Genomic DNA, 23,491 nt, shown 5'->3' with positions numbered 1-23,491 from the left:
CTGCAAAAACACGGGCGCAGGCCGCGGTCAAGACAGCCCGATCACCGGGCCTTGACGAAAAACGGGCGGCCCTTGTGGGAGCCGCCCGCCTGTTCGACTGGACGCGGGCAGGCCTCAGGCCTGGTCCTCGTCTTCGGCGTCGTCCGACGGCTCGTCGTCGCGGTCATCATCCTGACCTTCAACGCCCGACTCCATCAGCACGGCGGCCTGGGCGTCCGCCAGGGCGCGGTCTTCTTCGGCCGCGGAGGCGATGACGTCTTCGCCCTTGGCCTGACGCTCGGCTTCGTCGGCGGTGCGCGCCACGTTGATCGTGATGGTCACCGAGACCTCCGGGTGCAGCATGACGCGCACGTCGTGCAGGCCCAGCGCCTTGATCGGGGCTTTCAGGTCCACCATGCCGCGCGTGACGGTCAGGGCGTCGGAGGTGGCCGCATCGGCGATGTCACGGGTGGACACCGAACCGTAGAGCTGGCCGCTCTCGGACGCCTGACGGATCAGGACGAAGCTGGCGCCGTCCAGGTGCGAACCGGAATCGCGGGCCTTGGCGGCGCGCTCTTCATTCAGCTTGACCAGAACTTCGCGCTCGCGCTCGAAGCGTTCCATATTGGCTGCGGTCGCCCGCAGGGCCTTGCCCTGGGGCAGGAGGAAATTGCGTGCGAAGCCCGGCTTGACGGCGACGACGTCGCCGATGGCGCCCAGCTTTTCAACACGCTCGAGAAGTACGACTTGCATGATCTGCGCGCTCCCTTAATCGACTGCGTACGGCAGAAGGGCGAGGACGCGGGCGCGCTTGATGGCGCGGGCGAGTTCACGCTGCTTCTTGGCGGACACCGCCGTGATGCGCGCGGGCACGATCTTGCCGCGCTCGGACATGTAGCGCTGAAGCAGCTTCACGTCCTTGTAATCGATCTTCGGCGAAGCCTCGCCGGAGAACGGACATACCTTGCGGCGGCGCTGGAAGGCGCGGCGCGCAGGCACGTTGGATACGGTCATGTCGGTCATGTGTGTGTTCTCCTAGCGCCGGTCGCCGCGGAAGCCGCCATCGCGGCCACCATCGCCACCGCGGAAGCCGCCATCGCGCCCGCCATCACGGTCGCCGCGGAAGCCGCCATCACGGCCGCCATCGCGTCCACCGTCACGTCCGCCCTCGCGCCCGCCTTCGCGGCGCTTGCGGTCATCGCCCTTGCGCATCACTGCGGTGGGCTCGGCGTTCAGCTCGTCGACCTTCACGGTCATGTAGCGCATGATGTCTTCGGCATAGCGCTGGCGGTATTCCAGAGCGTCGAGCACATCATTGCCCGCTTCCATGTCGATATAGCCGTAATGGCCCTTGCGGCTCTTGTTCAGGCGGTAGGCCAGCGTGCGCAGGCCCCAGTATTCGGTCTTGTTGACCTTGCCGCCCTTTTCCTCGACGAGGGTTTTGATTTCCTCGATCGCGGTTTCCATCTGCGCCGGAGACACGTCCGGGCGCGCGATGAACACGTGTTCGTACTTCTGCATAAGACTTTCGTCCCTTCTAAAGGGCTGCGGCGCGAGCGCGGTCCGAAGGGCCGGACCGTCCCGCGTCGGCTCCCGATGACCCCGCCTTGCGCCACGCGCAAGCCGGGCTATGGCCATGGGACCGCAGCCGGTGAAGCGGCGCGTATACGGGAAAGGGCGCCCGCGCGCAAGCGGGAGAGGTGGTCGTCAGGGGGGAGGCTGACGCCTCGCATGCATGACCGCCATGACGCGCACGCCGCCGGGAATTTGCTTGTAATATAACCAGTGGCTGCCTGCGAAATAACGCCTGTAGCCTTCTCCCGCCATTGGCGACGAGACGCCAAGGCCCGGGTTTTCTGCCAAAGTCATGCAGGACCGTTCAACCTGATCCAGATAGTTTTGGGCCTGATCATGTCCCCAACGCTCGTAAGTATACGAGAATACGTCTTCGAGAGCTCGCGTTGCAGAGCGTGAAAACTCAAGCCGCGCCACGGTTCAGCCGCGCTCTCAAGGCTGAGAAGAATGTCTCTCCGTCGACCACATCACCTTGCCGGATGTCGTCCTCGGCCTGTTTGATCCGGTCGCGCAGCAGCGCATCATAAGCGTCGGCGTAAGCCGCATACTCCTCCTGAGAGATCATCACCGCCACAGGCCGGCCATGGCGCTCAATGCTCACCGGTTCGCGCCGGGCTGCGTCCAGCAATTCCCCGAACCGGTTCTTGGCGTCGGCGGCGGTGAAGGTGCGCATGGCGGGACTCCTGAGCTATTTTCCCCACTTTAGTCGATTTGGACAATTTGGCCAAGGCCGCCCACGCCCGACCCGCCTTGCCAGCCTCCCGCCGCCCGGTCTATGCCGCAGGCAGAACAAAACACGGCAAGGGAGGACGCCGCGAATGGCGCTTGCATTCATATTTCCCGGCCAGGGCAGCCAGGCCGTCGGCATGGGCCAGGCGCTCAAAGACGCCTATCCAGCGGCGCGCGAGGTGTTCGAGGCGGTGGACGAGGCGCTGGGCGAGAGCCTGTCGGGCCTGATGGCTGACGGGCCCATGGAGACGCTGACGCTGACCGAGAACGCCCAGCCGGCGATCATGGCGGTGTCCATCGCGGCCATGCGCGCGCTGAAGGCCGAGTTCGGCGTGGAGGTCAGCGCCGCGCGCTTTGTGGCAGGCCACAGCCTGGGCGAATACACCGCCCTGTGCGCGGCGGGCGCGATCTCGCTGCCCGATGCCGCGCGGCTGTTGCGTCTGCGCGGCCGGGCCATGCAGCAGGCGGTGCCGGTGGGCGAGGGGGCCATGGCGGCCATGCTGGGCGCGGAGATGGATCAGGCTGAGGCGGCGGTTGCGGCCGGTCAGGCCCATGGCGTCGTGGCCATCGCCAATGACAATGCGCCCGGCCAGATCGTCATCTCCGGCGTCAAGGCGGCGGTGGAGGCGGCGCTGGAGGCCGCCAAGGAGCACGGCGTGCGCCGGGCCATGATGCTGCCCGTGTCGGCGCCTTTCCATTGCCCGCTGATGTCGCCGGCCGCCGACGCCATGAAGATCGCGCTCAAGCACGTCTCCATCGCCGCGCCGGCTGTGCCGCTGATCGCCAATGTCACGGCAGCGCCCGTGACCGATCCCGAAACCATCCGCGCCCATCTGGTCGAGCAGGTCACGGGCCGGGTGCGCTGGCGCGAAAGCATTGACTTCATGCAGGGCGAGGGCGTGACCTGTTACGCCGAAGCCGGGGCCAAGGTGCTGGTCTCCATGCTGCGCCGTCACATCCCCGAGGCCGAGGGCGTCGCCCTGACCGGCCCCGAAGAGCTGGAGGCGTTCGCCGCCTCCCTAGCTTAGGAAGGAGATTGCCGAATGTGGCGCCAAAAGTATGCCGCCAATGCGGACTATCTCGTTGCATTGATTGTGTATCTTGGAACCACACCGAAATGGTGGTCTCGCTCGCCACCTAGGTTAGCTAAAGACTTGTCGCTGAGTGAGCCGAAAGTCAGAGATGTTCTGGAAAGGTTTCCAAACCTGTTCAGAAAATCCGAGCACCCGAAGCGTGACGCGCCAGAGCATACGTACTCACTTCAAGCGCGATACGCACAAATCCGGGCAGGTAAAACGCGAGTTCCGGACTCAGACAGTTTCGACTATGAAAACGAGACAATCCCTGACCCCGTTTCCACGGGTGTCATGGAAATGTTACTTCGATATGTCTCGGAACAGGTAGTTCATGAGCGGGAAGGAAATAAAAATTGGATCGCACTTGGGGCTTCAATTGTTGCCGCCATCGCTGCGATTACAGCGGCAATACTGTCAGGAATCAATCTGGCTTGATTCCTAAACCAATTATTCTGAGGAGCTGACAATGTTCGATCTCACTGGAAAGAAAGCCCTGGTGACCGGCGCCACGGGCGGGCTGGGCTCTGAAATCGCCCGCGCGCTGCACGGCGCCGGCGCCCATGTGGCGCTGTCGGGAACAAGGGAAGAGAAGCTGCGCGAGCTGGCCGATGAGCTGGGCGAGCGCGCGGTGATCACGCCGTGCAATCTGGCCGACGCCGCCTCTGTGGACGCCCTGCCCAAGCAGGCCTCCGAGGCGCTGGACGGGCTGGATATCCTGATCTCCAACGCCGGCATTACGCGCGACCAGCTCTTGATGCGCATGAAGGACGAGGACTGGGATCTGGTGATCCGGGTCAATCTGGAGGCCCACTATCGCCTGTCCAAGGCGGTGCTGCGCGGAATGATGAAGCAGCGCTGGGGCCGCATTATCGGCATCACCTCGGTGGTGGGCGTGACCGGAAACGCCGGCCAGACCAATTACGCCGCGTCCAAGGCGGGCATGATCGGTTTCACCAAATCACTCGCCATGGAGGTTGCGTCGCGCAACGTCACGGCGAACTGCGTGGCGCCGGGCTTTATCGAATCGCCGATGACAGACGCCCTTACCGAGGATCAGAAATCGGCGATTCTGACCACGATTCCCGCCGGTCAGCTGGGCAAGGGCGCTGATATCGCAGCCGCTTGCGTCTACCTCGCCAGCGAGGAAGCTGCCTATGTCACAGGCCAGACCCTGCACGTGAATGGCGGGATGGCGATGATCTAGGGGCTGGCTCGCAGCATACACGCGGCTTGCCATCGCGCCCCGCTCTGGCGTAGGTCAGATCAGGCGTGCTATCTGCCCGCACGTTACCGCCGACGGGGTTCGCTTGTGGACCCCGCCTTGGCGCCGGTTCAGTTCCGCGGGACCCGCCGGGTCGCCCGCATGTATATGAAAAGGGTCCGACATGTCCGACGTTTTTGATCGCGTTAAGAAAATTGTTGTCGAGCATCTCGATGTCGAAGAAGACAAGGTCGTCGAGAAAGCCTCGTTCATCGACGATCTGGGCGCTGACTCCCTCGACAATGTCGAGCTCGTGATGGCGTTCGAAGAGGAATTCGACGTCGAAATTCCCGATGACGCCGCCGAGACCATCCAGACGGTGGGCGATGCGGTGAAATTCATCTCCGAAAAACTCGGCAAATAGTCCCGGACGAGCCCTTGAGCATGTCCAGACGCCGCGTTGTCGTCACAGGTCTCGGTCTCGTCACGCCGCTGGGATGCGGGGTGGACCATGTGTGGTCCCGGCTGATCGCCGGCCATTCGGGTCTGTCCCGCATCGGGCATTTCGAGGTCGAGGATCTGTCCAGCCATGTGGCGGGCATCATCCCCCGCGCCGATGGGCGCGCGGGCGGATCGCCGGACATGCCCGGCGTGTTCGATCCCGACGCCGTCCTGCATCCGCGTGAACAGAAGCGCATCGACGATTTCATCCTCTACGGCATCGCCGCAGCGGACGAGGCGTTGAAGTCGTCTGGCTGGGAACCGGCGGATGATGAAGCGCGCGAACGCGCCGGGGTGATGATCGGCTCGGGCATTGGCGGGCTGCAGACCATTTACGACGCCTCCATCACGCTTCACGAACGCGGCCCGCGCAAGCTGTCGCCGTTTGTGATTCCGGCCATGCTGATCAACCTGGTCTCCGGCCATGTCTCGATCCGTCATGGCCTCAAAGGCCCCAACCACGCCGTGGTCACCGCCTGCTCCACCGGCGCGCACGCCATTGGCGATGCGGCCCGTCTCATCGCCTATGGCGATGCGGACATGATGGTGGCCGGCGGCGCCGAAAGCGCCATCACGCGGCTTGGCTTCGCCGGCTTCGGGGCGGCGCGTGCGCTGTCCTCGGGCTTCAATGACACGCCCCAGAAGGCCTCGCGCCCCTGGGACAAGGACCGCGACGGCTTCGTCATGGGCGAGGGCGCGGGCGTTGTGATCCTGGAAGAATACGAAGCGGCCAAGGCGCGCGGCGCGACGATTTACGCCGAAGTGGCGGGCTATGGCCTGTCGGGCGACGCCCACCACATCACGGCGCCCGCCGAAGATGGCGATGGCGGCTTCCGCGCCATGAAAGCGGCGCTGGCCCGCGCGGAACTGGCGCCCTCGGACATCGGCTATGTCAACGCCCACGGCACCTCCACGCCCAAGGGCGACGAGATCGAATTAGGGGCAGTTGAGCGCCTGTTCGGCGACGCCGCCGGCGATCTGGTGATGAGCTCGACCAAATCGTCCATCGGCCATTTGCTGGGCGCCGCCGGGGCGGTGGAGGCGGTGTTCTCCATCCTCGCCATGCGCGACGGCATCTGCCCGCCCACCCTCAATCTCGACAATCCGTCGGTGGCGAGCCCGATCAATCTGGCGCCCCACAAGGCTGTGAAAAAGCATCTCGACGCTGTGCTGTCCAACTCCTTCGGGTTTGGCGGCACCAACGCGTCTGTTGTGTTCAAGCGGGCCGGATAGGCCGGGGGGCCATCCGATGGGCAATGCATCCACTCAATCGCCCAAACGCAAATCAGGCGGGTTCGCGCGCGTGCTCGTTTGGCTGGCGGGCGGCCTGCTCGCCACGGCGCTGATCGCGGCGGCCGCCGCCTATGGCGGCTGGGTCTGGGTCAATCAGCAATTCGAGGCGCCCGGACCGTCGGCGACCGAGACCACGCTGATGCTGCCGCGCGGCGCCGGGCTGATCGCCATCGCCGGCCAGCTGGAGCGCGAGGGCGTGATCGAGGATGCGCGCCTGTTCCGCCTGATGGTGCAGATCGACCAGGGCGAGCGTGACTTGCGGGCGGGCGAGTACCGCATTCCGCAGGCCGCCTCCATGCGCGACATCTACGCCCTGCTGCGCGAGGGCCGCACGCTGATGCATCCGGTGACCGCGGCTGAAGGCCTGACCACCGCCATGATCGTGCGCATCGTGGAAGCCTCCGACGTGCTGACCGGCGAGATCACCCGCATCCCGGCTGAAGGTGCGCTTTTGCCTGAAACCTACATGGTGGACCGCGGGACCACGCGTCAGGCCGTGATCGACCGGATGGAGTCCGCGCAGGATGAGCTGCTGGCGCAGGCTTGGCCGAACCGCGCCGAGAACCTGCCTTACACCACGCCGGAAGAGGCGATCATCATCGCCTCGATCGTGGAGAAGGAAACCAGCGTGGCGTCCGAGCGGCCGCTGGTGGCGTCGGTGTTTGTCAACCGTCTGCGCCGGGGCATGCGCCTGCAGAGCGATCCGACCATCATTTACGGCATAACGCAGGGCGAGCCGCTGGGAAGGGGCATTCGCCGGTCCGAGCTGGACAATACCAACAACCCGTACAACACCTATCATATCAATGGCCTGACCCCGACGCCCATCGCCAATCCGGGCCGGGATGCGATCCTGGCGGTGATCAATCCGCCGCAGAGCGATTATCTGTTCTTTGTGGCCGACGGTACGGGCGGGCATGCCTTTTCGGCCACCTATGCCGAGCATAACCGCAATGTGGCGGCCTGGCGGCGCATCGAGCGCGAGCGCGCGGGCGGCCGGCGATGAGCGCGCCCCTGTCAGGCATGACCGGCTTTGGCCGGGCCGAGGCGCAAGGGCCTTATGGCGTGCTGAGCGTCGAGGCGCGCTCGGTCAATGGCAAGGGGCTGGATTTCCGCCTGCGCGTGCCGTCCGGCATGGATGCGCTGGAAATCCCGCTGCGCGACATGGCCCGCGCCCGTTTCCAGCGCGGCTCGGTGACGCTGACGGTGACGCTCTCGCGCACCGCCGGTGATGCGGGCGTGCGCGTGGATGAGGCGCGCCTGGGGGCCTATGCCCGCGCCGCCAAGGCGTTGAGCGATCAGGGACTGGCGCAGCCCGCCAGCGCCGGCGAGCTGATGGCGCTCAAGGGCGTGATCCTGGCCGAGGACGCCGAAGTCCAGACCGGACCGGATGAGGCGCTGGTCGCCGATGCGCTGACCTGCGCGGACGCGGCGCTGGCCATGCTGCAGGCCGCGCGCGAGGCTGAGGGCGCGGCCATGGGCGCGGTGCTGACCGGCCATCTCGATGAAATCGAGGCGCTGACCCGCGAGGCCGCCGCGCTGGACGCGGTCCGTCCCGCCGCCATCAAGGCGCGCATCGAGGCCAAATTCGCCGAGCTGCTCCCCAGCGGGCTCGATCCCGAACGCCTCGCCCAGGAAGCCGCCATGCTGGCGGTGAAGGCGGATATCCGCGAGGAGCTGGACCGGCTCGCCGCCCATATCGACAGCGCCCGCGCCCTGATCGCAGGCGGCAGCCCGTCGGGACGCAAGCTCGATTTCCTGTCCCAGGAATTTAACCGCGAAGCTAATACGCTGTGCTCTAAATCGGGCGATCCGGCGCTGACCCGGATCGGTCTGGCGCTGAAAGCCGCCGTCGACCGCCTGCGCGAGCAGGTCCAGAATGTGGAGTAGACGCGCATGACCGGCGATCACCTGACAGGCCCTGCCTATCGCGGCCAGCGGCGCGGGCTGATGCTGGTGCTGTCCAGCCCCTCGGGCGCGGGCAAGACGACCCTGTCCCAGCGCCTGATCGCCCAGAACCCCGATCTCGTCCTGTCGGTGTCCACCACCACCCGCGCGCCCCGGCCCGGCGAGCGCGACGGCGTGGACTATCACTTCACCGACGAGGACACATTCCTCAAACAGGCGTTTGACGGCAAATTCTATGAATGGGCCAAGGTGTTCGACCATTATTACGGCACGCCGCGCGGCCCGGTGGAGGACGCGCTGGAGGATGGCCGCGACGTGGTGTTCGACATTGACTGGCAGGGCGCGCGCAAGCTGACGCAGCAGGCGCCCGACGATGTGGTGCGCATCTTCATCCTGCCGCCCTCGCTGACGCTGCTGCGCGAGCGCCTCAAGAAACGCGCCCAGGACTCAGACGAGATCATCAATGGCCGCATGGAGCGCGCCAAGTCGGAAATCGCCCACTGGAGCGAGTACGACTATGTGGTGGTCAATGACGATTTCGCCCGGGCGCTGGAAAAGCTCAACCAGATCCTCCACGCCGAACGCCTCCGCCGCCCGCGCCATCCGTGGATTGACGGGTTTGTCGGGGAGTTGATGGAGGAGTAGGGGGGGTCTTCATCTCCCCCCGCTTGCGGGGGGAGTGGCCCGAAGGGCCGAGGGGGGGAAGGGCTGATCGCTTGAATCAAATCTGTTTTCCCGGGCGAGCGTAGCGAGACCCGGGACCCACCCACCAAGCCTTCCCATTGTCGAGGCAGTTCAGACATGTCGGGATGGGTCCCGGACAACCGCTTCGCGGTTTCCGGGAAAACAGTCGTTAGGGGCGAAATACCCCCCTCCGATCCTTCGGACCACCTCCCCCGCAAGCGGGGGAGGACAAGGAACGCCTACCCCCGATCCGTCCAAACAATCCGGTACAAATCAAACCGCCGGTCGCGCAAATTCCTTACCGTGCCGGAGCGGCGGGCTTCGGCGAGGGAGTCCATGTGCAGATCGGCCACGGCGATGGTTTCGACGTTTTCGCTGGCTTCGGCGGCCAGGCCGTCGCGGGCGAAGGGGAAGTCGCAGGGGGTGATGATGGCCGACTGGGCGTAGTTCACGTCCATATTGGCCACGCCGGGCAGATTGCCCACATTGCCTGCCGTCACCACATAGAGCTGGTTCTCGATGGCGCGGGCGTGGGCGCAATAGCGCACCCGCAGATGGCCCGGCCGGTCATCGGTGGCGTAGGGCACGAAGATGATCTTCGCGCCTTCATCGGCCAGGCGCCGGGCGAGCTCGGGAAACTCGCTGTCATAACAGATCAGCACGCCGATGGGCCCGCAATCGGTGGGGATGGCGGCCACCGTGTCGCCGCCGCGGATATTCCACCAGAAGCGCTCATTGGGCGTGGGATGGATTTTTTCCTGGGTGTGGATCGAGCCGTCGCGCAGGAAGACATAGGCGACGTTCTGGATATCCCCGTCCTCGGTCTCGGTGGGGTGGGAGCCGCCAATGATGTTGATATTGTATCGCACCGCCAGCGCGCTCATGAAATTGACAAAGCGCTTGGTGTGGCGCGTCAGCGTGGCGATGGAGTCCTCTGCATTCAGTTTGCGCTTTTCCAGCGCCAGCAGGGGCACGGTGAACATTTCCGGGAAGACGCAGAAATCGGCGTCATATTCGGCGCAGGTGTCGACGAAGAACTCCACCGTGCGCTCAAACTCGGCGACGCTCTCCACCGCGCGGGTTTTGAGCTGCACCGCCGCCACGCGCACGGTGTTGGGCGAGGGCAGGCGGCCTGGTCCCTGGCCTTCGGCGTAGGACGGGTTGCGCCAGACCATCAGGGCGGCGTGCCCGCCTGCCTCGGCGTCTTCTGGATAGTAATTGTGCAGGACGCCGGCGGGCTCATAGCCCATGCGCATCTGGAAATTCAAAACGCCGTCGCGCAGCTCGCGCGCCTCGATGGCGGCCAGATAGGCTTCGGGCGTGTCATACAGGCGCCGCTTGCGCTTGTAGCCCGACAGCCGCCCGCCAAACACCACGCCTTTCAGGCCCCAGTCCTCGCACAAAGCGTGGCGCGCCACATAGAGCCGCTCGCCAATGCGCAGCCGGCGCCGGGCGGGGTCCACCGCCACCTCCATGCCATAGACCCACTCGCCGTCAGGATCGTGGCGCGCGGCGAAGCCGCCCCCGGTGATGCCCGCCCAGTCATGGGGCGCAAACGCGGCCGCCTCGTCGATGATGAAGCTCGCGCACCAGCCCACCACCTCGCCATCGAACTCCACGATGAACTGGCCTTCGGGGAAGGCGGAGATCTGGCCGCGGATCATCGAGGGCGGATCGGGCGTCATGGTGGGATAGGCGCGCGCCTGCAGACCCAGGATCGCGTCCACATCCTCCAGAGTGGCGTTGCGCAGGGTCAGCTTGGCGGTGCGTTGGTTCAGGGTCATGAAAAATGGGGTCCGTACAGATCCGTCCGCCGGTCGCGGAAAAAGCCCCACGCGGCGCGGTGGGTGTCGAGGAAGCGGCGGTCGAAGCGGGCGTCGAGCACGCCGGTATCGGTGCGGCCGAGTTCGGCCTGCACGTCGCCGGTATGGTCACAGATGAAGCTGGTGCCGTAGAAGACCTGGCCGTTTTCGTCGCCGATGCGGTTGGCCGCGCCGACGGGGATGACATTGCACACGGCGTGTCCCTGCATGGCCCGGCGCCAGCGCGCGGCGGTGTCGAGACTGCCGTCATGGGGCTCCGACCCGATGGCGGTGGGGTAGAGCAGCACCTCCGCGCCCATCAGTGTCATGGCGCGCGCCGCTTCAGGAAACCACTGGTCCCAGCAAATGCCCACGCCGACGCGGCCGAACGCGGTATCCCAGACCTTGAAGCCGGTATCGCCGGGGCGGAAATAGTACTTCTCCTGATAGCCCGGCCCGTCGGGGATATGGCTCTTGCGGTAGACGCCCAGCGCCTGGCCGCCCGCGTCGAGCATGACCAGCGAATTATAATAGCGCGGCCCCTCGCGCTCGAAGATGGAGACCGGGATGGCGACATTGAGCTCGGCGGCGAGGGTTTGCATCGCGATGACGCACGGATGCTCCATGGCCGGCCAGGCGTGGGCGAACCAGCGCTCTTCCTGGCTGGTGCAGAAATAATGGGTCTGGAACAGTTCGGGCGGCAGGATGACCTGCGCGCCGCGTCCGGCGGCCTCGCGCACGAGTTCCGAGACGGTCTTGATGTTCTCGTCCATGTCGAGGCTGAAGGCGCTCTGCAGGACGGCGATATGAATCGTGTCGCTCATGGGCGGGCGGACATCCCTTGTGAAAAGCTGGCGGCGATGGGCGCACGCCTAGCACGCGCCCGCTCCGGGGTCATCCCGGGTGGTCGGCTCAGGCGGCCGGCGGAGGAGCCCCCGCGATCAGCCCTGATGGCGCACGAAGCGCGCGGGCTGGGCGGCCAGAAGCCGGTTGTCCGGGTCGAGGCGCGCGGCTTCGACATAGGCGTCGTAGGCGTCGTCATAGCGGCCCGAGCGCTCCAGCGCGATGGCGATATTGAAGCGCACCAGCGCCGGATCGGCGCCGCGCTCTCCGGCTTCGCGGGCCGCCTCGATGGCCGCGTCGTTGTCGCCGGCGCGAATGCGCGCCGCCGACAGGCTGAGCCAGGCTTCGCCCAGCAAAGCGTCCTCACGCACCGCGTCTTCCAGATCGGTGCGCGCCGCCATCACGTCATTGCGCTTGAGGGCGATGACGCCGCGATTGGTCAGGGCGGTGGCGCGGTCGGCGGGGATGAGGCCCTCAGCGCGCAGCACCAGATCGCATGCGCCGAGCGCGCGGGCGGGCGGGGCGCTGGCGCGGGCGGCTGATTCGCATTCGGCGCGGGCGGTCTCCAGTACCGGATCGCCGCCGCCGCGCGCCTGGGCCAGCGCGCCGGGCGCACTCGCCAGAGCGGCGAAGACCGCAGCGGTCATCAGTGCGGCCATTGTCTTCAGGCTCCTGGCGGGCGATTTCAACATGGCGGCGTCCTCATGCAGTCTGTGGCGGCTGATCGGCGTGCAGGCTAGCAAACCCGCGCCCCTGCGGCCAGCGCCGGACAGGCGCCATCCGGGTGAAAAAACCTAAAGCGTTGCGACAAAAAGGCGCTTATACCGCCCCTGACAGCGTATCCAAGGCGGCGTATATACCGTCCCGCTGACGAAGGGCTCTTCATCGGGTCCGAGTCGTAAACAGTTCAAATCCCTGGGGGAACCATGCGTTTCTCGACCGTTCCGGCCGCTCTTGCCGTTCTGATCAGCTTCGCCGCCGCGGCGTCGGGCACGCCTGTGGGCATTCCCACTGACGGCGATCTGGGCTTCCAGCCGTCGGCCTCGCCGATCATGGACCAGATCTACAGCTTCCACACGCTTCTGCTGATCATCATTTTCGGCATCTCCCTGTTTGTGCTGGCCCTTCTGGTCTGGGCGATGGTGCGCTTCAGCCACAAGCGCAATCCCGAGCCGAAGAAATTCAGCCACAACATGACGGTGGAAGTGCTCTGGACGGTCGTGCCGATCCTGATTCTGGTGCTGATCGCGGTGCCGTCCTTCCGCCTGCTGTACGATCAGGACGTGATCCCCGAAGCGGACTTCACCATCAAGACCACCGGCAATCAGTGGAACTGGACCTACGAATACCCCGACCATGGCGGGTTCGAGTTCGTGTCCAGCATGGTGAATGACGAATTCCTGGCCGAGCACCCTTTCACCGCGCACCGCAACCTGACCACCGATGTGCCCGTGGTGGTTCCGGTCAATGCCGTGGTGCGCATGCAGGTGACGGCGTCGGACGTGATCCACTCGTGGACGATTCCCTCGTTCGGCATCAAGATGGACGGCATTCCCGGCCGCCTGAACGAGACCTGGTTCCAGGCCACGCAAGAGGGCATTTTCTACGGCCAGTGCTCGGAAATCTGCGGCATCCGCCACGCCTTCATGCCGATTGAGGTGCACGTGGTGCCCCAAGAGGTGTTCGACGCGTGGACCGAGGCCGCCCAGGCTGATCCGTATGGCGCCATCGACGTCCTCACCGCCTATTATGACTCGCTGCGCGGTGACGCGCAGCTGGCCTCCGCCCGTTAAGGAAAGCGCCCATGTCTTCCTCCTCCGCCGCCGCCCACGACGATCACCGCCCCAGCCTTCTGGACTGGAAGCGCTGGGTCTATTCCACGAACCACAAGGACATCGGCACGATGTACCTGATCTTCGCGATCATCGCGGGGGTTATCGGGGGCGTGATGTCGGGCCTGATCCGCTGGGAGCTGGCCGAGCCGGGTCTCCAGGTCTTCAATGGCGGCTTCTGGGGCAATGAGCATAACTACAACGTCATCGTGACGATGCACGGCCTGATCATGATCTTCTTCATGGTCATGCCCGCGATGATCGGCGGGTTCGGCAACTGGTTCGTGCCGCTGATGATCGGCGCGCCGGACATGGCCTTCCCGCGCATGAACAATATCTCGTTCTGGCTGCTGCCCTTCTCCCTGACGCTGCTGATCATCAGCATGTTCGTGCCGGGCGTGGGCGGCGAGGACGGGTTTGGCGGCGGCTGGGTGATGTATCCACCCTTGTCGACATCTGGGCATAATGGTCCAGCGTTCGATCTTGTGATCCTGTCGCTGCACATCGCCGGCGCCAGCTCGATCCTGGGCGCGATCAACTTCATCACCACGATCTTCAACATGCGCGCGCCGGGCATGACCCTGCACAAGATGCCGCTGTTCGTGTGGTCGATGCTGGTGACGACCTTCCTTCTGCTGCTCGCCGTGCCGGTGCTGGCGGGCGCGCTGACCATGCTGCTCACCGACCGCAATTTCGGGACGACCTTCTTCGACCCGGCTGGCGGCGGCGATCCGGTGATGTTCCAGCACCTGTTCTGGTTCTTCGGCCACCCCGAGGTGTACATCCTGATCCTGCCGGGCTTCGGCATGATCTCCCACATCGTGTCCACCTTCTCCAAGAAGCCGGTGTTCGGTTATCTGGGCATGGCCTACGCCATGGTGGCCATCGGCTTCATCGGCTTCATCGTGTGGGCCCACCACATGTACACCGTGGGCATGGACGTGAACCTGAAGGCGTATTTCGTCGCCGCGACGATGATCATTGCTGTGCCCACGGGCATCAAGATCTTCTCCTGGATCGCGACCATGTGGGGCGGGTCGATCAGCCTGCGCACGCCCATGCTGTGGGCCATCGGCTTCATCTTCCTGTTCACTGTGGGCGGCGTGACGGGCGTGGTTCTGGCCAATGCCGGCATCGACGCCAGCTTGCACGACACCTATTACGTGGTGGCGCACTTCCACTATGTGCTGAGCCTGGGCGCGGTGTTCTCGATCTTCGCGGGCTTCTATTACTGGTTCGAGAAAATCTGGGGCGTGAAATACAGCTCCATCCTGGCCAAGACCCAGTTCTGGCTGTTCTTCATCGGCGCCAACGTGATCTTCTTCCCGCAGCACTTCCTGGGTCTGCAGGGCATGCCGCGGCGCTATGTCGACTTCGCAGACGGCCACGCTTACTGGAATATGGTCTCGTCAGTGGGCTATGTGATCATGGCCGCGGGGATGATCGTGTTCTTCGTCCTCTTGATCGAAGCTGCGATCCGCCGGCGTCCGGCGGAAGCCAATCCCTGGGGCGAGGGCGCGACGACGCTGGAGTGGACTCTGTCCTCTCCGCCGCCCTTCCACCAGTTCAATGAATTGCCGCGGATCAAATAGGCCAAGGGCCCGATTGGAACGCCTGTCGTGACGACAACACCGTCGATATCACTGGACCCGGGCGGCGCTGCACACGCAGCGCCGCCCGAAGCCATCGAAGCCGCCACCGCGCCCGCGCCGGTCGCCGGCTCGGGCGTGGGCGATTACATCGCCCTGATGAAGCCGCGCGTCATGGCGCTGGTGGTGTTCACTGGGCTCGCCGGCCTCGTGGCCGCGCCGGTGGCGATGAATCCGCTGTCGGCGGCCATTGCGATTCTGTGCATCGCCGTGGGCGCGGGCGCCGCGGGCGCGTTCAACATGGCCTATGACGCCGATATCGATGCGGTGATGAAGCGTACGCGCCGGCGCCCCGTGCCCACGGGCCGTGTGCCGCGTTCCGAAGCCTACACGTTCGCCGGGGTGATGAGTCTCGCCTCGGTCCTGCTGATGGGCATGGCGACCAATTATGTGGCGGCGGGCCTGCTGGCCTTCTCCATCGCCTTCTACTGCGTGATCTACACCATGTGGCTGAAACGCCTGACGCCGCAGAATATCGTCATTGGCGGCGCGGCGGGCGCCTTCCCTCCGGTGATCGGCTGGGCGGCGGCGACGGGGTCGGTCAGCATGGACGCGATCATCCTGTTCGCCATCATCTTCCTGTGGACGCCGCCCCATTCCTGGGCGCTGGCGCTGTACAAGTCCGGCGATTACGCCGCCGCGTCCGTGCCGATGATGCCCGTGGCGCGCGGCGCCAAATCGACCCGCATCCAGATCCTCATTTATACCGCGCTCTATCTCGCCGCGACGGCGGGACCGCTGGTCACGGGCCTGGGCGGCTGGATGTACGCCATTGCGGCGGGTCTGGGCGGCGCGTTGTTCGCGTTGCTGGCCCTGCGGGTCCATGCCTCGCGCGCGGGCGATACGCCGGGCGCCGAGGATGAGCTGTATGCTGTGCGCGCAGGCGACAAGTCGGCGCGCGATCTGTTCGCCTATTCCATCGCCCATCTGTCGCTGCTGTTCGCCGCCCTGCTGGTCGAGCATGGCGCGGGCGCCTACTGGCCGCTTCCGGGCGGGGCGGGGTAGCGCCATGAACCAGGACGAGTTCAAACCCACGGTCAAGCTGACGCCCGAGCAGGAAGCCGCCCGCAACAAGCGCAATGGGGCCATTGCGTTTGGCCTGGTCGCCTTCGTGGTCCTGATCTTCCTGACGACCGTCGTGCAGATGACGTCCAACTGGAATGCGGGAGCGGCGGGATGAGCCTCACCAGCTGGTTCAACGGTTTGCAGCGCAATACGCGCGTCGTGGTGATCTGCGCCTCTCTGGTCGCAGGCATGGTGGGCATGGCCTACGCCGCGGTGCCGATCTACGATCTGTTCTGCCGGGTGACGGGCTATGGCGGCACGACGCAAGTGGCCCAGTACGATCCCGGCCAGATCATCGACCGCGAAGTGATTGTGCGCTTTGACGCCTCGCTGGCGCGCGGCGTGCCGCTGGAGTTTACGCCCCTGCAGCGCACCCTGCGCGTGCGCCTGGGCGAGACGGCGCTGGCCTTCTACCGCGTCACCAACACTTCGTCCGAGCCGGTGACGGGCGTGGCCAGCTACAATGTCGCGCCGTTCAAGACGGGGACGTATTTTTCCAAGCTGGAATGCTTCTGCTTCGTCGAGCAGACAATCGCGGCGGGCGAAACGGTCGACATGCCGGTGATTTTCTTCGTCGATCCGCAAATGGATGAGGATCGGCAGCTCGACGACGTGCGCACGATCACCCTGTCCTATACGTTCTGGCGCGCAGGCGACTCGCGCGCTCTGGAAGTGGCCGGAGCGTCCTGAACATGGGCGCCGCGGAGCGATTGATGACCGGCATGCCCGGGGCTATACACCGCGCGCAAAGCGCGTTCGCGTGAACAGACTGGTTTGGAGATGAGCATGGCTGGCGGCGCCGTCAAACACGACTATCACCTGGTGGATCCCAGCCCGTGGCCCTTCGTGGGCTCGCTGGGCGCGTTCGTGCTGGCGATCGGCTTTGTCGTGCTGACCAAGGGCCTGGTCATGGACGAGGCCAGCTGGGCGCATTTCTTCCTGGGCGCCGGCCAGCCCTGGATCATGGTGCTGGGCTTCCTGATCGTGGGCTGGACCATGATCGGCTGGTGGGGCGATGTGATCAAGGAATCGCGCCAGGGCGATCACACGCCGGTGGTTGATCTGGGCCTGCGCTACGGCATGATCCTGTTCATCGTATCCGAAGTGATGTTCTTCGCCGCCTGGTTCTGGATGTTCTTCGAGCTGGCCCTGTTCCACGAGGTTCGCGCCGGCGCCGGCTGGGATGGCGCGCCCATCGGCGCTGACTTTGCGGGCTGGGAAACCTGGCCGCCCCCGGGCGTCGAAACCTTCGATCCCTTCCACCTGCCGCTGATCAACACGCTGATCCTGCTTTTGTCGGGCACCACGGTCACCTGGGCGCACCACGCGCTGCAGCATGGCGACCGCAAGGGCGCGAAGCTGGGCCTGGCGCTCACCGTGGGTCTGGGCCTCCTGTTCACCTGCGTGCAGGTGTATGAGTACACCCACGCCTATTTCGACTTCTCCGGCAATCTCTATGGCGCGACCTTCTTCATGGCCACGGGCTTCCATGGCGCCCACGTGATCATCGGGACGATCTTCCTGGCGGTCTGCCTAATCCGCCTGATGGCCGGGCAGTTCAGCGCGCAGAAGCATTTCGGCTTCGAGGCGGCGGCCTGGTACTGGCACTTCGTCGACGTGGTCTGGCTGTTCCTGTTCGTATTCATCTACGTCGCCTATCAATAGGCCGCCGCGCCAGGTGACACAGACAAACCCCTTTCTCGCAGGCTTACGCGGACGCTGTCCGCGCTGCGGGGAGGGGGCATTGTTCGCGGGCTTTTTGAAATTCGCTGATCATTGCCCGTCCTGCGGCCTCGACTTTTCCGGCGAGGATGCCGGCGACGGCCCGGCCGTCTTCATCATGTTCGCCGTCGGATTCATCGTGGTGCCCATGGCGCTGGTGGCCGAAGTGGTGTTCAGCCCGCCGCTCTGGCTTCACTTCCTGATCTGGTTGCCGCTGACGGCGGGGCTGAGCCTGGCGCTGATGCGCCCCTTCCGCGCCATCATGTTTGCCCTGCAGCACCAGCACGCAGCGGCAGAGGGGCGGATTGACGGCAGCGATGACGGCCATGATGGCGGCGGCGCGCCATGATCCTCTTCCGCCCCTATCCGGTCCTGACCCTGCTCACCGTCATGGCGCTGGCGCTTCTGCTGGCGCTGGGCGGCTGGCAGCTGGACCGGCGCAGCTGGAAGCAGGGCCTGCTGGCCGAGCATGCCGCCATCACCAACGCGCCGCCGTCCACGCTGGACGCCGTGTGCGACGCGCCGCGCGCCGGTCAGCCGGTGGCCGGGGCGCAGCCTGATGACGCGCGTGTGGTGCGGGTGTTCGGGCGCAGCGCCGCCGGGGCGCCGGGCTGGCGACTGTTCGCGCCTGCGCCGCTGCCGGACTGTGCGGCTGATGGCTTCATCCTGATCGAGACCGGATTTGCGCCCCTGAGCGCAGCCACCGCCGCGACCGAAGCCGCCACAGCGCCGGATGTGCGCGCAGCGCGCGCGGGCCTGCGGCTGGAGCCGCCCTTGCGCCGGGGCGTGTTCGGCGCGGCGGATACGCCGGACCAAGCCGAGTTCTACGCCTTCGATGCGGCCAGTATGGAAGCGTCGCTGGAGCTCGCGCCCGGATCGCTCATGGCGGACTGGTGGCTGGCGGTCGATGACGGAACGCCTCCAGACTGGATCACCGCCACGCCGCCTGAACGCCACGGCGCCTATGCGCTGACCTGGTATCTGATGGCGGTGGCGCTTCTGGGGGTCTGGATCGCGCTCAATGTCACGCGCGGGCGGATCGGCTGGCGGCGGCGCGGCTAGTCTCAGATCTTTGACATCCGCGCAAAGAAAAACCCCCGGACCCGCTAGGATCCGGGGGCTTTTGCCCAACCGTTAGGTCAGTTAGCGGTTCAAGCCGCCACAAGGTTCGCAGCGGCAGTTTTGCCGGTGCGCTGGTCGCGCGCTTCTTCGTACTGAAGGCGCTGACCTTCTTGAAGCGGGCCCATGCCAGCACGCTCAACGGCGCTGGCGTGGACGAACACGTCCTTGCCGCCGTCGTCAGGCTGGATGAAGCCGTAGCCTTTGGTGGTGTTGAACCACTTAACCGTTCCCGTAGCCATGGGGTATTCCTTATATACAGAGTAAAAAACGCCCCCGAGAGGGCAGGTGACATCGGATTTCGGGGGATCGTTCGGGAAGCGCGTAACTACGCGGCCAAAGTAACCGGCCAAAAATCGACTGACAGCGTATACACCGGCGGCTTCACAAAAGCAATGCATTCCCTGACCATGCCTGCGATCTCGCGATAGTGACCCCCCATGCGCGCCGACCAGTATCTCGTCCGACACGGATATTTCGACACCCGCGCCCGCGCCCAGGCCGCGATCATGGCGGGCTGCGTGCGTGTGGACGGCCAGATCATCGACAAGCCCTCACGCACTATTGCCGACGGCGCGCGGGTGGAGGCAGAACCCGCCCACCCCTATGTCAGCCGCGCGGCGCTGAAGCTGGTGGCGGGCCTCGACGCCTTCGCCGTCGATCCATCCGGGCGTGTGTGCCTCGATGTCGGCGCCAGCACCGGGGGCTTCAGCCAGGTCCTGCTGGCGCGCGGCGCGCGTCATGTCACGGCGGTGGATGTGGGCCATGGCCAGCTTCATCCGAGCCTGAACGACGAGGCGCGCCTCACCAGCCTTGAAGGGCGGGACGCGAGGGCGCTGACGCTTGCCGATTTGCCTGAAGCGCCCAGCCTCATCGTGTGCGACGCCAGCTTTATCGGCCTGATGAAGGTGTTGCCGGCAGTGCTGGAGCTGGCCGCGCCGGGCGCGCATCTGGTGGCGCTGTTCAAGCCGCAATTCGAAGTCGGGCGGGCGTTTGTCGGCAAGGGCGGGGTGGTGCGCGACGGCGATGCAGCGGCGCGGGCGCTGGACGGGGTGCAGGCCGGGTTGCGCGCCCTGGGCTGGAGCGTGACGGGCCGCGCGCCGAGCCCGGTGACCGGGTCGGACGGCAATCAGGAGACGCTGGTGCACGCCGAAAAATCGTGCTGAGCGGGCGCGTGCGCACTCGAAAAGGGGGCGATTTTGTGGCGCGCTTGCGCTATACCGTGCGCCAGCCTGAGGGCTAACAGGAGAATAATCATGAAATCGATCTGGATGACCACTATCGCCGCCGCCGCTTTGCTGGCTGCCTGCGCCGAACCGGCTCAGGACAATCAGGACAGCGCGGGCGCCATGGAAGAAGGTGCGCAAGACGCGGGCGCCGCCATGGAAGACAGCGCCGAAACGATGCAGGACGCCGCCGAGGACGTCGCTGACGAGACCGCAGACGCGGCGGACGCGATGACCGGCGACGCCGCCGAAGGCGCGAGCCTTGAGGATGTGCTGGCCGATGCGCGCCGTGATGGCGACCGCGCCCGCGATGACTGGCGCAACCCGGCTGAAACGCTGGCCTTCTTTGACGTGCAGCCGGACCACACCGTGGTCGAGGCCCTGCCGGGCGGCGGCTGGTACACCCGCATCCTTCTGCCCTACACGGAAACCTCTGGCCGCTATGTCGCCATCAACTATCCCATGTCCGTGCTGGAGGCGCTCTTCGGCGACCGCATGACCGACGAGCGCCGCGCGGCTGCGGCCGGGCTGGAGCAATCCTTCCCGGTGCAGGCTGCGGCCTGGGGCGGCCAGGTCGATGGCATGGCGCGCTTTGGCGAGGTGTCTGACGACATGGCCGGCACGGCTGACCGGGTGCTGTACATCCGCGCCCTGCACAACATGGCCCGTACCGGCAATCTGGAGATGGCCGTGAATGACGCCTGGACCCTGCTGGCGCCGGGCGGCGTCGCGGGCGTGGTGCAGCACCGCGCGCCGGCGGACGAGGCCGATGACCGCGCCGATGGCAGCCGCGGCTATATGCGTGAGGCCGACCTGATCGCGGCGTTCGAAGCGCGCGGCTTCGTGTTTGAAGGCTCGTCCGAGATCAACGCCAATCCGAACGACCCGGCTGACGCCGATGGCGGCGTGTGGACGCGCATGCCCAGCAGCGACAGCGAAGAAGCGCAGGCGATCGGGGAAACCGACCGCATGACGCTGCGCTTCCGCAAACCGGAATAGTCTGGACGGGGCGGGACGCGGCTTGCCGGGTCCCGCCTGTGTCTATGGTTCCGGAGCGGGGGGGCTCCCATGACAGCGTTGGCCGGCGGCGTCCAGAGGGCGCAAGGACGATCACTCGACGCCGTGGAGCGCGAACAGGCGCGCACGGCGATCCTGGGGCTGATGAGCCAGGGACCGCTGGAGCGCTTGGGGATGCGTGAGGCCGCGGCGGCGGCGGGCTTGAGCCTCGCCACGCTCTACAAATATTTCGGCGGCAAGGACGGCCTGCCAGCCGCCGTGCTGGCGCCCGATCTGGAGGCGCTGGTCGCGGCCATGGACCATGCCTCGCGCACCGCCATTGGCGTGAAGGCGCGCCTGCAGGGCGTGCTGGGGGCGCTGTGCGAGTTCGCCAGATCCCATGCCGACGCGGCCAAGGCGCTGTGGCTGCACCTGCCGCCCAGCACCTGGGATGCCGGCGATCCCGACTGGCGCGGCCAGCGCCTGCGCATCGTGTCGCACATATTGCGCAATGGTCAGCGCGACGGCTCGGTGCGGGCCGATGTGGATGATGCGTCGCTGGCCCAGCTGATGCTGGGCGCGGCGGACCGGTCCATCGAGACCGCGCTGGCGGACACTGAGGCCGAGGCGCCGGCCGGCGCGCGCCTGTTCGCCCATCTGTGGCCGCTGGCGGCGGCCTGACCATTTGCCGAGCCGGGCGCGCCGGTGCTAGCTAAAGCCCGGCACACGATCTGCGCGGGAAAGACCGATTCATGAAAGCTGTCATCGATGAGCTCGAACGCCGGCGCGCCGCTGCGCGCATGGGCGGAGGCGAAAAGCGCATCAAGGCCCAGCACGACAAGGGCAAGCTGAGCGCGCGCGAACGCATCGACGTGATGCTGGACCCCGGCTCGTTTGAAGAGTTCGACATGTTTGTCGAGCATGACTGCACCGAGTTCGGCATGGCCGACAAGAAAATCCCCGGCGACGGCGTGGTCACCGGGTCCGGGACCATCAATGGCCGGCTGGTTTACGTCTTCGCCAAGGATTTCACGGTGTTCGGCGGCTCACTCTCGCTCGCCCATGCGCGCAAGATCTGCAAGGTGCAGGACGCGGCGCTCAAAAACGGCGCGCCCATCATCGGCCTGTTCGATGCCGGCGGCGCGCGCATCCAGGAAGGCGTGGACGCGCTGGGCGGTTACGCGGAAATCTTCCAGCGCAATGTGCTGGCCTCAGGCGTCATTCCGCAGATCAGCGTGATCATGGGGCCGTGCGCGGGCGGGGACGTGTATTCGCCGGCCATGACCGACTTCATCTTCATGGTGAAGGACACCTCCTACATGTATGTCACCGGCCCGGACGTGGTCAAAACCGTCACCAACGAGGTGGTGACCCATGAGGAGCTGGGCGGGGCGTCGGTGCACGCCAAAAAGTCCGGCGTGGCCGATGCGGCGTTCGAGAACGATATCGAGGCGCTCATCCAGGTGCGCCGGATGATCGACTTCCTGCCCCTCAATAATCGCGAGAAGCCGCCCGTGCGCTCGGTGGCCGACAGGCCCGACCGGATGGAGCACAGCCTGGACACGCTGGTCCCGCCCAACCCGAACAAGCCCTATGACATCCGCGAGCTGATCGTGAAGACCGCCGACGAAGGCGATTTCTTCGAGATCGCGCCGTCGTATGCGGCCAATATCGTCATCGGGTTCGGGCGCCTTGAGGGCCAGACCGTGGGCTTTGTCGCCAACCAGCCGCTGGTGCTGGCCGGGGTGCTGGACATTGACGCCTCGAAAAAAGCCGCGCGCTTTGTGCGCTTCTGTGATGCGTTCGAAATCCCGATCATTACCTTCGTCGACGTGCCCGGCTTCCTGCCCGGCACGCGCCAGGAATATGGCGGCCTGATCAAGCACGGCGCCAAGCTTCTGTTCGCCTATGCCGAGGCCACGGTGCCCAAGCTCACCGTCATCACCCGCAAGGCCTATGGCGGCGCCTATGACGTGATGGCGTCGAAACATTTGCGCGGCGATATCAATTACGCCTGGCCCTCAGCCGAGATCGCGGTGATGGGCGCGAAAGGCGCCGCCGAGATCATCCACCGCGCCGACCTCGGCGACCCCGGCAAGATGGCCGCCCACACCAAGGAATACGAAGACCGCTTCGCCAACCCCTTCGTGGCGGCCGCGCGCGGCTATCTCGACGACGTCATCCTGCCCCGCAACACCCGCCTGCGCCTGATCAGCGCCCTGCGCACCCTGCGCAACAAGCAACTGACCAATCCGTGGAAAAAGCACGATAATATTCCGTTGTGAGGGGGG

Annotated in this window: 28 protein-coding genes; 20 read left to right on the top strand and 8 right to left on the bottom strand. The window is 65.8% G+C overall.

Going from position 1 to position 23,491, the window contains the following annotated elements; genetic code table 11:
- Nucleotides 1-114 precede the first annotated feature (114 nt).
- The 4 genes from rplI to L2D01_10390 all read right to left on the bottom strand — a co-directional run bounded on the left by rplI (nt 115) and on the right by L2D01_10390 (nt 2,227).
- Complete coding sequence (gene rplI, locus L2D01_10405; GenBank protein ID WBQ09308.1) at nt 115-732, bottom strand: 50S ribosomal protein L9; 618 nt, start codon at nt 730-732, stop codon at nt 115-117.
- A 15-nt stretch (nt 733-747) separates the two neighbouring features.
- On the bottom strand, nt 748-1,002 hold the full coding sequence (gene rpsR, locus L2D01_10400) for a 30S ribosomal protein S18 (protein WBQ09307.1): 255 nt from the start codon (nt 1,000-1,002) through the stop codon (nt 748-750).
- A 12-nt stretch (nt 1,003-1,014) separates the two neighbouring features.
- Complete coding sequence (gene rpsF, locus L2D01_10395) at nt 1,015-1,500, bottom strand: 30S ribosomal protein S6 (GenBank protein ID WBQ09306.1); 486 nt, start codon at nt 1,498-1,500, stop codon at nt 1,015-1,017.
- A gap of 457 nt (nt 1,501-1,957) precedes the next feature.
- Nucleotides 1,958-2,227 carry a type II toxin-antitoxin system prevent-host-death family antitoxin gene (locus L2D01_10390; protein ID WBQ09305.1) on the bottom strand — a complete coding sequence of 90 codons (270 nt, stop codon included), beginning with the start codon at nt 2,225-2,227 and terminating at the stop codon, nt 1,958-1,960.
- A 145-nt stretch (nt 2,228-2,372) separates the two neighbouring features.
- Here L2D01_10390 and fabD point away from each other — a divergent pair, with 145 nt between their 5' ends.
- The 8 genes from fabD to gmk all read left to right on the top strand — a co-directional run bounded on the left by fabD (nt 2,373) and on the right by gmk (nt 8,907).
- Nucleotides 2,373-3,311 carry an ACP S-malonyltransferase gene (gene fabD / locus L2D01_10385; protein ID WBQ09304.1) on the top strand — a complete coding sequence of 313 codons (939 nt, stop codon included), beginning with the start codon at nt 2,373-2,375 and terminating at the stop codon, nt 3,309-3,311.
- 15 nt (nt 3,312-3,326) lie between these two features.
- Nucleotides 3,327-3,794, top strand: a complete 468-nt coding sequence (locus L2D01_10380; protein WBQ09303.1) for a hypothetical protein — start codon at nt 3,327-3,329, stop codon at nt 3,792-3,794.
- A gap of 31 nt (nt 3,795-3,825) precedes the next feature.
- Entirely contained in the window at nt 3,826-4,563 is a 738-nt protein-coding gene (gene fabG / locus L2D01_10375; protein WBQ09302.1) for a 3-oxoacyl-[acyl-carrier-protein] reductase, read from the top strand.
- Between the two features lie 181 nt (nt 4,564-4,744).
- Nucleotides 4,745-4,984 (top strand): acyl carrier protein, encoded by a 240-nt coding sequence (locus L2D01_10370; protein ID WBQ09301.1) that lies wholly within the window; start codon nt 4,745-4,747, stop codon nt 4,982-4,984.
- 20 nt (nt 4,985-5,004) lie between these two features.
- A complete protein-coding gene (fabF, locus tag L2D01_10365) occupies nt 5,005-6,294 on the top strand; it encodes a beta-ketoacyl-ACP synthase II (GenBank protein WBQ09300.1) in 1,290 nt (429 codons plus the stop codon).
- Nucleotides 6,295-6,310: 16 nt separating this feature from the next.
- A complete protein-coding gene (gene mltG, locus L2D01_10360) occupies nt 6,311-7,360 on the top strand; it encodes an endolytic transglycosylase MltG (protein WBQ09299.1) in 1,050 nt (349 codons plus the stop codon).
- A complete protein-coding gene (locus L2D01_10355; GenBank protein ID WBQ09298.1) occupies nt 7,357-8,244 on the top strand; it encodes a YicC family protein in 888 nt (295 codons plus the stop codon). The genes mltG and L2D01_10355 overlap by 4 nt, the downstream gene beginning before the upstream one ends.
- 6 nt (nt 8,245-8,250) lie before the next feature.
- Complete coding sequence (gmk, locus tag L2D01_10350) at nt 8,251-8,907, top strand: guanylate kinase (protein WBQ09297.1); 657 nt, start codon at nt 8,251-8,253, stop codon at nt 8,905-8,907.
- Between the two features lie 278 nt (nt 8,908-9,185).
- On the opposite strand, the gene L2D01_10345 is transcribed toward gmk, so the two are convergent.
- The 3 genes from L2D01_10345 to L2D01_10335 form a co-directional block, all read right to left on the bottom strand.
- Nucleotides 9,186-10,730 (bottom strand): GNAT family N-acetyltransferase, encoded by a 1,545-nt coding sequence (locus tag L2D01_10345; protein ID WBQ09296.1) that lies wholly within the window; start codon nt 10,728-10,730, stop codon nt 9,186-9,188.
- On the bottom strand, nt 10,727-11,572 hold the full coding sequence (aguB, locus tag L2D01_10340) for an N-carbamoylputrescine amidase (GenBank protein ID WBQ09295.1): 846 nt from the start codon (nt 11,570-11,572) through the stop codon (nt 10,727-10,729). The genes L2D01_10345 and aguB overlap by 4 nt, the downstream gene beginning before the upstream one ends.
- 117 nt (nt 11,573-11,689) lie before the next feature.
- Nucleotides 11,690-12,250, bottom strand: a complete 561-nt coding sequence (locus L2D01_10335; GenBank protein WBQ09294.1) for a tetratricopeptide repeat protein — start codon at nt 12,248-12,250, stop codon at nt 11,690-11,692.
- Between the two features lie 267 nt (nt 12,251-12,517).
- Between L2D01_10335 and coxB the strand changes: the two genes are divergently transcribed.
- From coxB to L2D01_10295, 8 genes are all read left to right on the top strand, one after another.
- Nucleotides 12,518-13,384, top strand: a complete 867-nt coding sequence (coxB, locus tag L2D01_10330) for a cytochrome c oxidase subunit II (GenBank protein WBQ09293.1) — start codon at nt 12,518-12,520, stop codon at nt 13,382-13,384.
- 11 nt (nt 13,385-13,395) lie between these two features.
- Nucleotides 13,396-15,015, top strand: a complete 1,620-nt coding sequence (gene ctaD, locus L2D01_10325) for a cytochrome c oxidase subunit I (protein ID WBQ09292.1) — start codon at nt 13,396-13,398, stop codon at nt 15,013-15,015.
- 27 nt (nt 15,016-15,042) lie between these two features.
- Nucleotides 15,043-16,077, top strand: a complete 1,035-nt coding sequence (gene cyoE / locus L2D01_10320) for a heme o synthase (GenBank protein WBQ09291.1) — start codon at nt 15,043-15,045, stop codon at nt 16,075-16,077.
- Between the two features lie 4 nt (nt 16,078-16,081).
- The gene (locus L2D01_10315; GenBank protein WBQ09290.1) at nt 16,082-16,252 is read left to right on the top strand and encodes a hypothetical protein; all 171 of its coding nucleotides are present in this window, start codon (nt 16,082-16,084) and stop codon (nt 16,250-16,252) included.
- Nucleotides 16,249-16,827 carry a cytochrome c oxidase assembly protein gene (locus L2D01_10310; GenBank protein ID WBQ09289.1) on the top strand — a complete coding sequence of 193 codons (579 nt, stop codon included), beginning with the start codon at nt 16,249-16,251 and terminating at the stop codon, nt 16,825-16,827. Before L2D01_10315 ends, L2D01_10310 begins: the two co-directional genes overlap by 4 nt.
- A 96-nt stretch (nt 16,828-16,923) precedes the next feature.
- Nucleotides 16,924-17,802, top strand: coding sequence for a cytochrome c oxidase subunit 3 (locus L2D01_10305; GenBank protein WBQ09288.1), 879 nt, complete (start codon nt 16,924-16,926; stop codon nt 17,800-17,802).
- A 79-nt stretch (nt 17,803-17,881) separates the two neighbouring features.
- Nucleotides 17,882-18,208 (top strand): DUF983 domain-containing protein, encoded by a 327-nt coding sequence (locus L2D01_10300; protein ID WBQ09287.1) that lies wholly within the window; start codon nt 17,882-17,884, stop codon nt 18,206-18,208.
- Nucleotides 18,205-18,921, top strand: coding sequence for an SURF1 family protein (locus L2D01_10295; GenBank protein WBQ09286.1), 717 nt, complete (start codon nt 18,205-18,207; stop codon nt 18,919-18,921). The genes L2D01_10300 and L2D01_10295 overlap by 4 nt, the downstream gene beginning before the upstream one ends.
- An 89-nt stretch (nt 18,922-19,010) precedes the next feature.
- Here the strand turns inward: L2D01_10295 and L2D01_10290 are convergent, their stop codons facing one another.
- Nucleotides 19,011-19,220 carry a cold-shock protein gene (locus tag L2D01_10290; GenBank protein ID WBQ09285.1) on the bottom strand — a complete coding sequence of 70 codons (210 nt, stop codon included), beginning with the start codon at nt 19,218-19,220 and terminating at the stop codon, nt 19,011-19,013.
- A gap of 198 nt (nt 19,221-19,418) precedes the next feature.
- Here L2D01_10290 and L2D01_10285 point away from each other — a divergent pair, with 198 nt between their 5' ends.
- The 4 genes from L2D01_10285 to L2D01_10270 all read left to right on the top strand — a co-directional run bounded on the left by L2D01_10285 (nt 19,419) and on the right by L2D01_10270 (nt 23,485).
- Entirely contained in the window at nt 19,419-20,144 is a 726-nt protein-coding gene (locus L2D01_10285) for a TlyA family RNA methyltransferase (GenBank protein WBQ09284.1), read from the top strand.
- Nucleotides 20,145-20,234: 90 nt separating this feature from the next.
- Nucleotides 20,235-21,203: a hypothetical protein gene (locus tag L2D01_10280; GenBank protein ID WBQ09283.1), complete on the top strand. Its 969-nt coding sequence runs from the start codon at nt 20,235-20,237 to the stop codon at nt 21,201-21,203.
- Nucleotides 21,204-21,272: 69 nt separating this feature from the next.
- Nucleotides 21,273-21,881 (top strand): TetR/AcrR family transcriptional regulator, encoded by a 609-nt coding sequence (locus L2D01_10275; protein WBQ09282.1) that lies wholly within the window; start codon nt 21,273-21,275, stop codon nt 21,879-21,881.
- 71 nt (nt 21,882-21,952) lie between these two features.
- Nucleotides 21,953-23,485, top strand: a complete 1,533-nt coding sequence (locus tag L2D01_10270; GenBank protein WBQ09281.1) for an acyl-CoA carboxylase subunit beta — start codon at nt 21,953-21,955, stop codon at nt 23,483-23,485.
- Nucleotides 23,486-23,491: the final 6 nt, after the last annotated feature.

It is taken from the genome of Hyphomonadaceae bacterium ML37, assembly GCA_027627685.1.
Lineage (GTDB): Bacteria > Pseudomonadota > Alphaproteobacteria > Caulobacterales > Maricaulaceae > Oceanicaulis.
This window is presented reverse-complemented; position numbering and strand designations above follow the sequence as displayed.

Coding starts and splice junctions, on each gene's coding strand:
- rplI (WBQ09308.1), bottom strand. CDS start 732: ATGCAAGTCGTACTTCTCGAGCGTGTTGAAAAGCTGGGCGCCATCGGC.
- rpsR (WBQ09307.1), bottom strand. CDS start 1,002: ATGACCGACATGACCGTATCCAACGTGCCTGCGCGCCGCGCCTTCCAG.
- rpsF (WBQ09306.1), bottom strand. CDS start 1,500: ATGCAGAAGTACGAACACGTGTTCATCGCGCGCCCGGACGTGTCTCCG.
- L2D01_10390 (WBQ09305.1), bottom strand. CDS start 2,227: ATGCGCACCTTCACCGCCGCCGACGCCAAGAACCGGTTCGGGGAATTG.
- fabD (WBQ09304.1), top strand. CDS start 2,373: ATGGCGCTTGCATTCATATTTCCCGGCCAGGGCAGCCAGGCCGTCGGC.
- L2D01_10380 (WBQ09303.1), top strand. CDS start 3,327: ATGTGGCGCCAAAAGTATGCCGCCAATGCGGACTATCTCGTTGCATTG.
- fabG (WBQ09302.1), top strand. CDS start 3,826: ATGTTCGATCTCACTGGAAAGAAAGCCCTGGTGACCGGCGCCACGGGC.
- L2D01_10370 (WBQ09301.1), top strand. CDS start 4,745: ATGTCCGACGTTTTTGATCGCGTTAAGAAAATTGTTGTCGAGCATCTC.
- fabF (WBQ09300.1), top strand. CDS start 5,005: ATGTCCAGACGCCGCGTTGTCGTCACAGGTCTCGGTCTCGTCACGCCG.
- mltG (WBQ09299.1), top strand. CDS start 6,311: ATGGGCAATGCATCCACTCAATCGCCCAAACGCAAATCAGGCGGGTTC.
- L2D01_10355 (WBQ09298.1), top strand. CDS start 7,357: ATGAGCGCGCCCCTGTCAGGCATGACCGGCTTTGGCCGGGCCGAGGCG.
- gmk (WBQ09297.1), top strand. CDS start 8,251: ATGACCGGCGATCACCTGACAGGCCCTGCCTATCGCGGCCAGCGGCGC.
- L2D01_10345 (WBQ09296.1), bottom strand. CDS start 10,730: ATGACCCTGAACCAACGCACCGCCAAGCTGACCCTGCGCAACGCCACT.
- aguB (WBQ09295.1), bottom strand. CDS start 11,572: ATGAGCGACACGATTCATATCGCCGTCCTGCAGAGCGCCTTCAGCCTC.
- L2D01_10335 (WBQ09294.1), bottom strand. CDS start 12,250: ATGGCCGCACTGATGACCGCTGCGGTCTTCGCCGCTCTGGCGAGTGCG.
- coxB (WBQ09293.1), top strand. CDS start 12,518: ATGCGTTTCTCGACCGTTCCGGCCGCTCTTGCCGTTCTGATCAGCTTC.
- ctaD (WBQ09292.1), top strand. CDS start 13,396: ATGTCTTCCTCCTCCGCCGCCGCCCACGACGATCACCGCCCCAGCCTT.
- L2D01_10315 (WBQ09290.1), top strand. CDS start 16,082: ATGAACCAGGACGAGTTCAAACCCACGGTCAAGCTGACGCCCGAGCAG.
- L2D01_10310 (WBQ09289.1), top strand. CDS start 16,249: ATGAGCCTCACCAGCTGGTTCAACGGTTTGCAGCGCAATACGCGCGTC.
- L2D01_10305 (WBQ09288.1), top strand. CDS start 16,924: ATGGCTGGCGGCGCCGTCAAACACGACTATCACCTGGTGGATCCCAGC.
- L2D01_10295 (WBQ09286.1), top strand. CDS start 18,205: ATGATCCTCTTCCGCCCCTATCCGGTCCTGACCCTGCTCACCGTCATG.
- L2D01_10290 (WBQ09285.1), bottom strand. CDS start 19,220: ATGGCTACGGGAACGGTTAAGTGGTTCAACACCACCAAAGGCTACGGC.
- L2D01_10285 (WBQ09284.1), top strand. CDS start 19,419: ATGCGCGCCGACCAGTATCTCGTCCGACACGGATATTTCGACACCCGC.
- L2D01_10280 (WBQ09283.1), top strand. CDS start 20,235: ATGAAATCGATCTGGATGACCACTATCGCCGCCGCCGCTTTGCTGGCT.
- L2D01_10275 (WBQ09282.1), top strand. CDS start 21,273: ATGACAGCGTTGGCCGGCGGCGTCCAGAGGGCGCAAGGACGATCACTC.
- L2D01_10270 (WBQ09281.1), top strand. CDS start 21,953: ATGAAAGCTGTCATCGATGAGCTCGAACGCCGGCGCGCCGCTGCGCGC.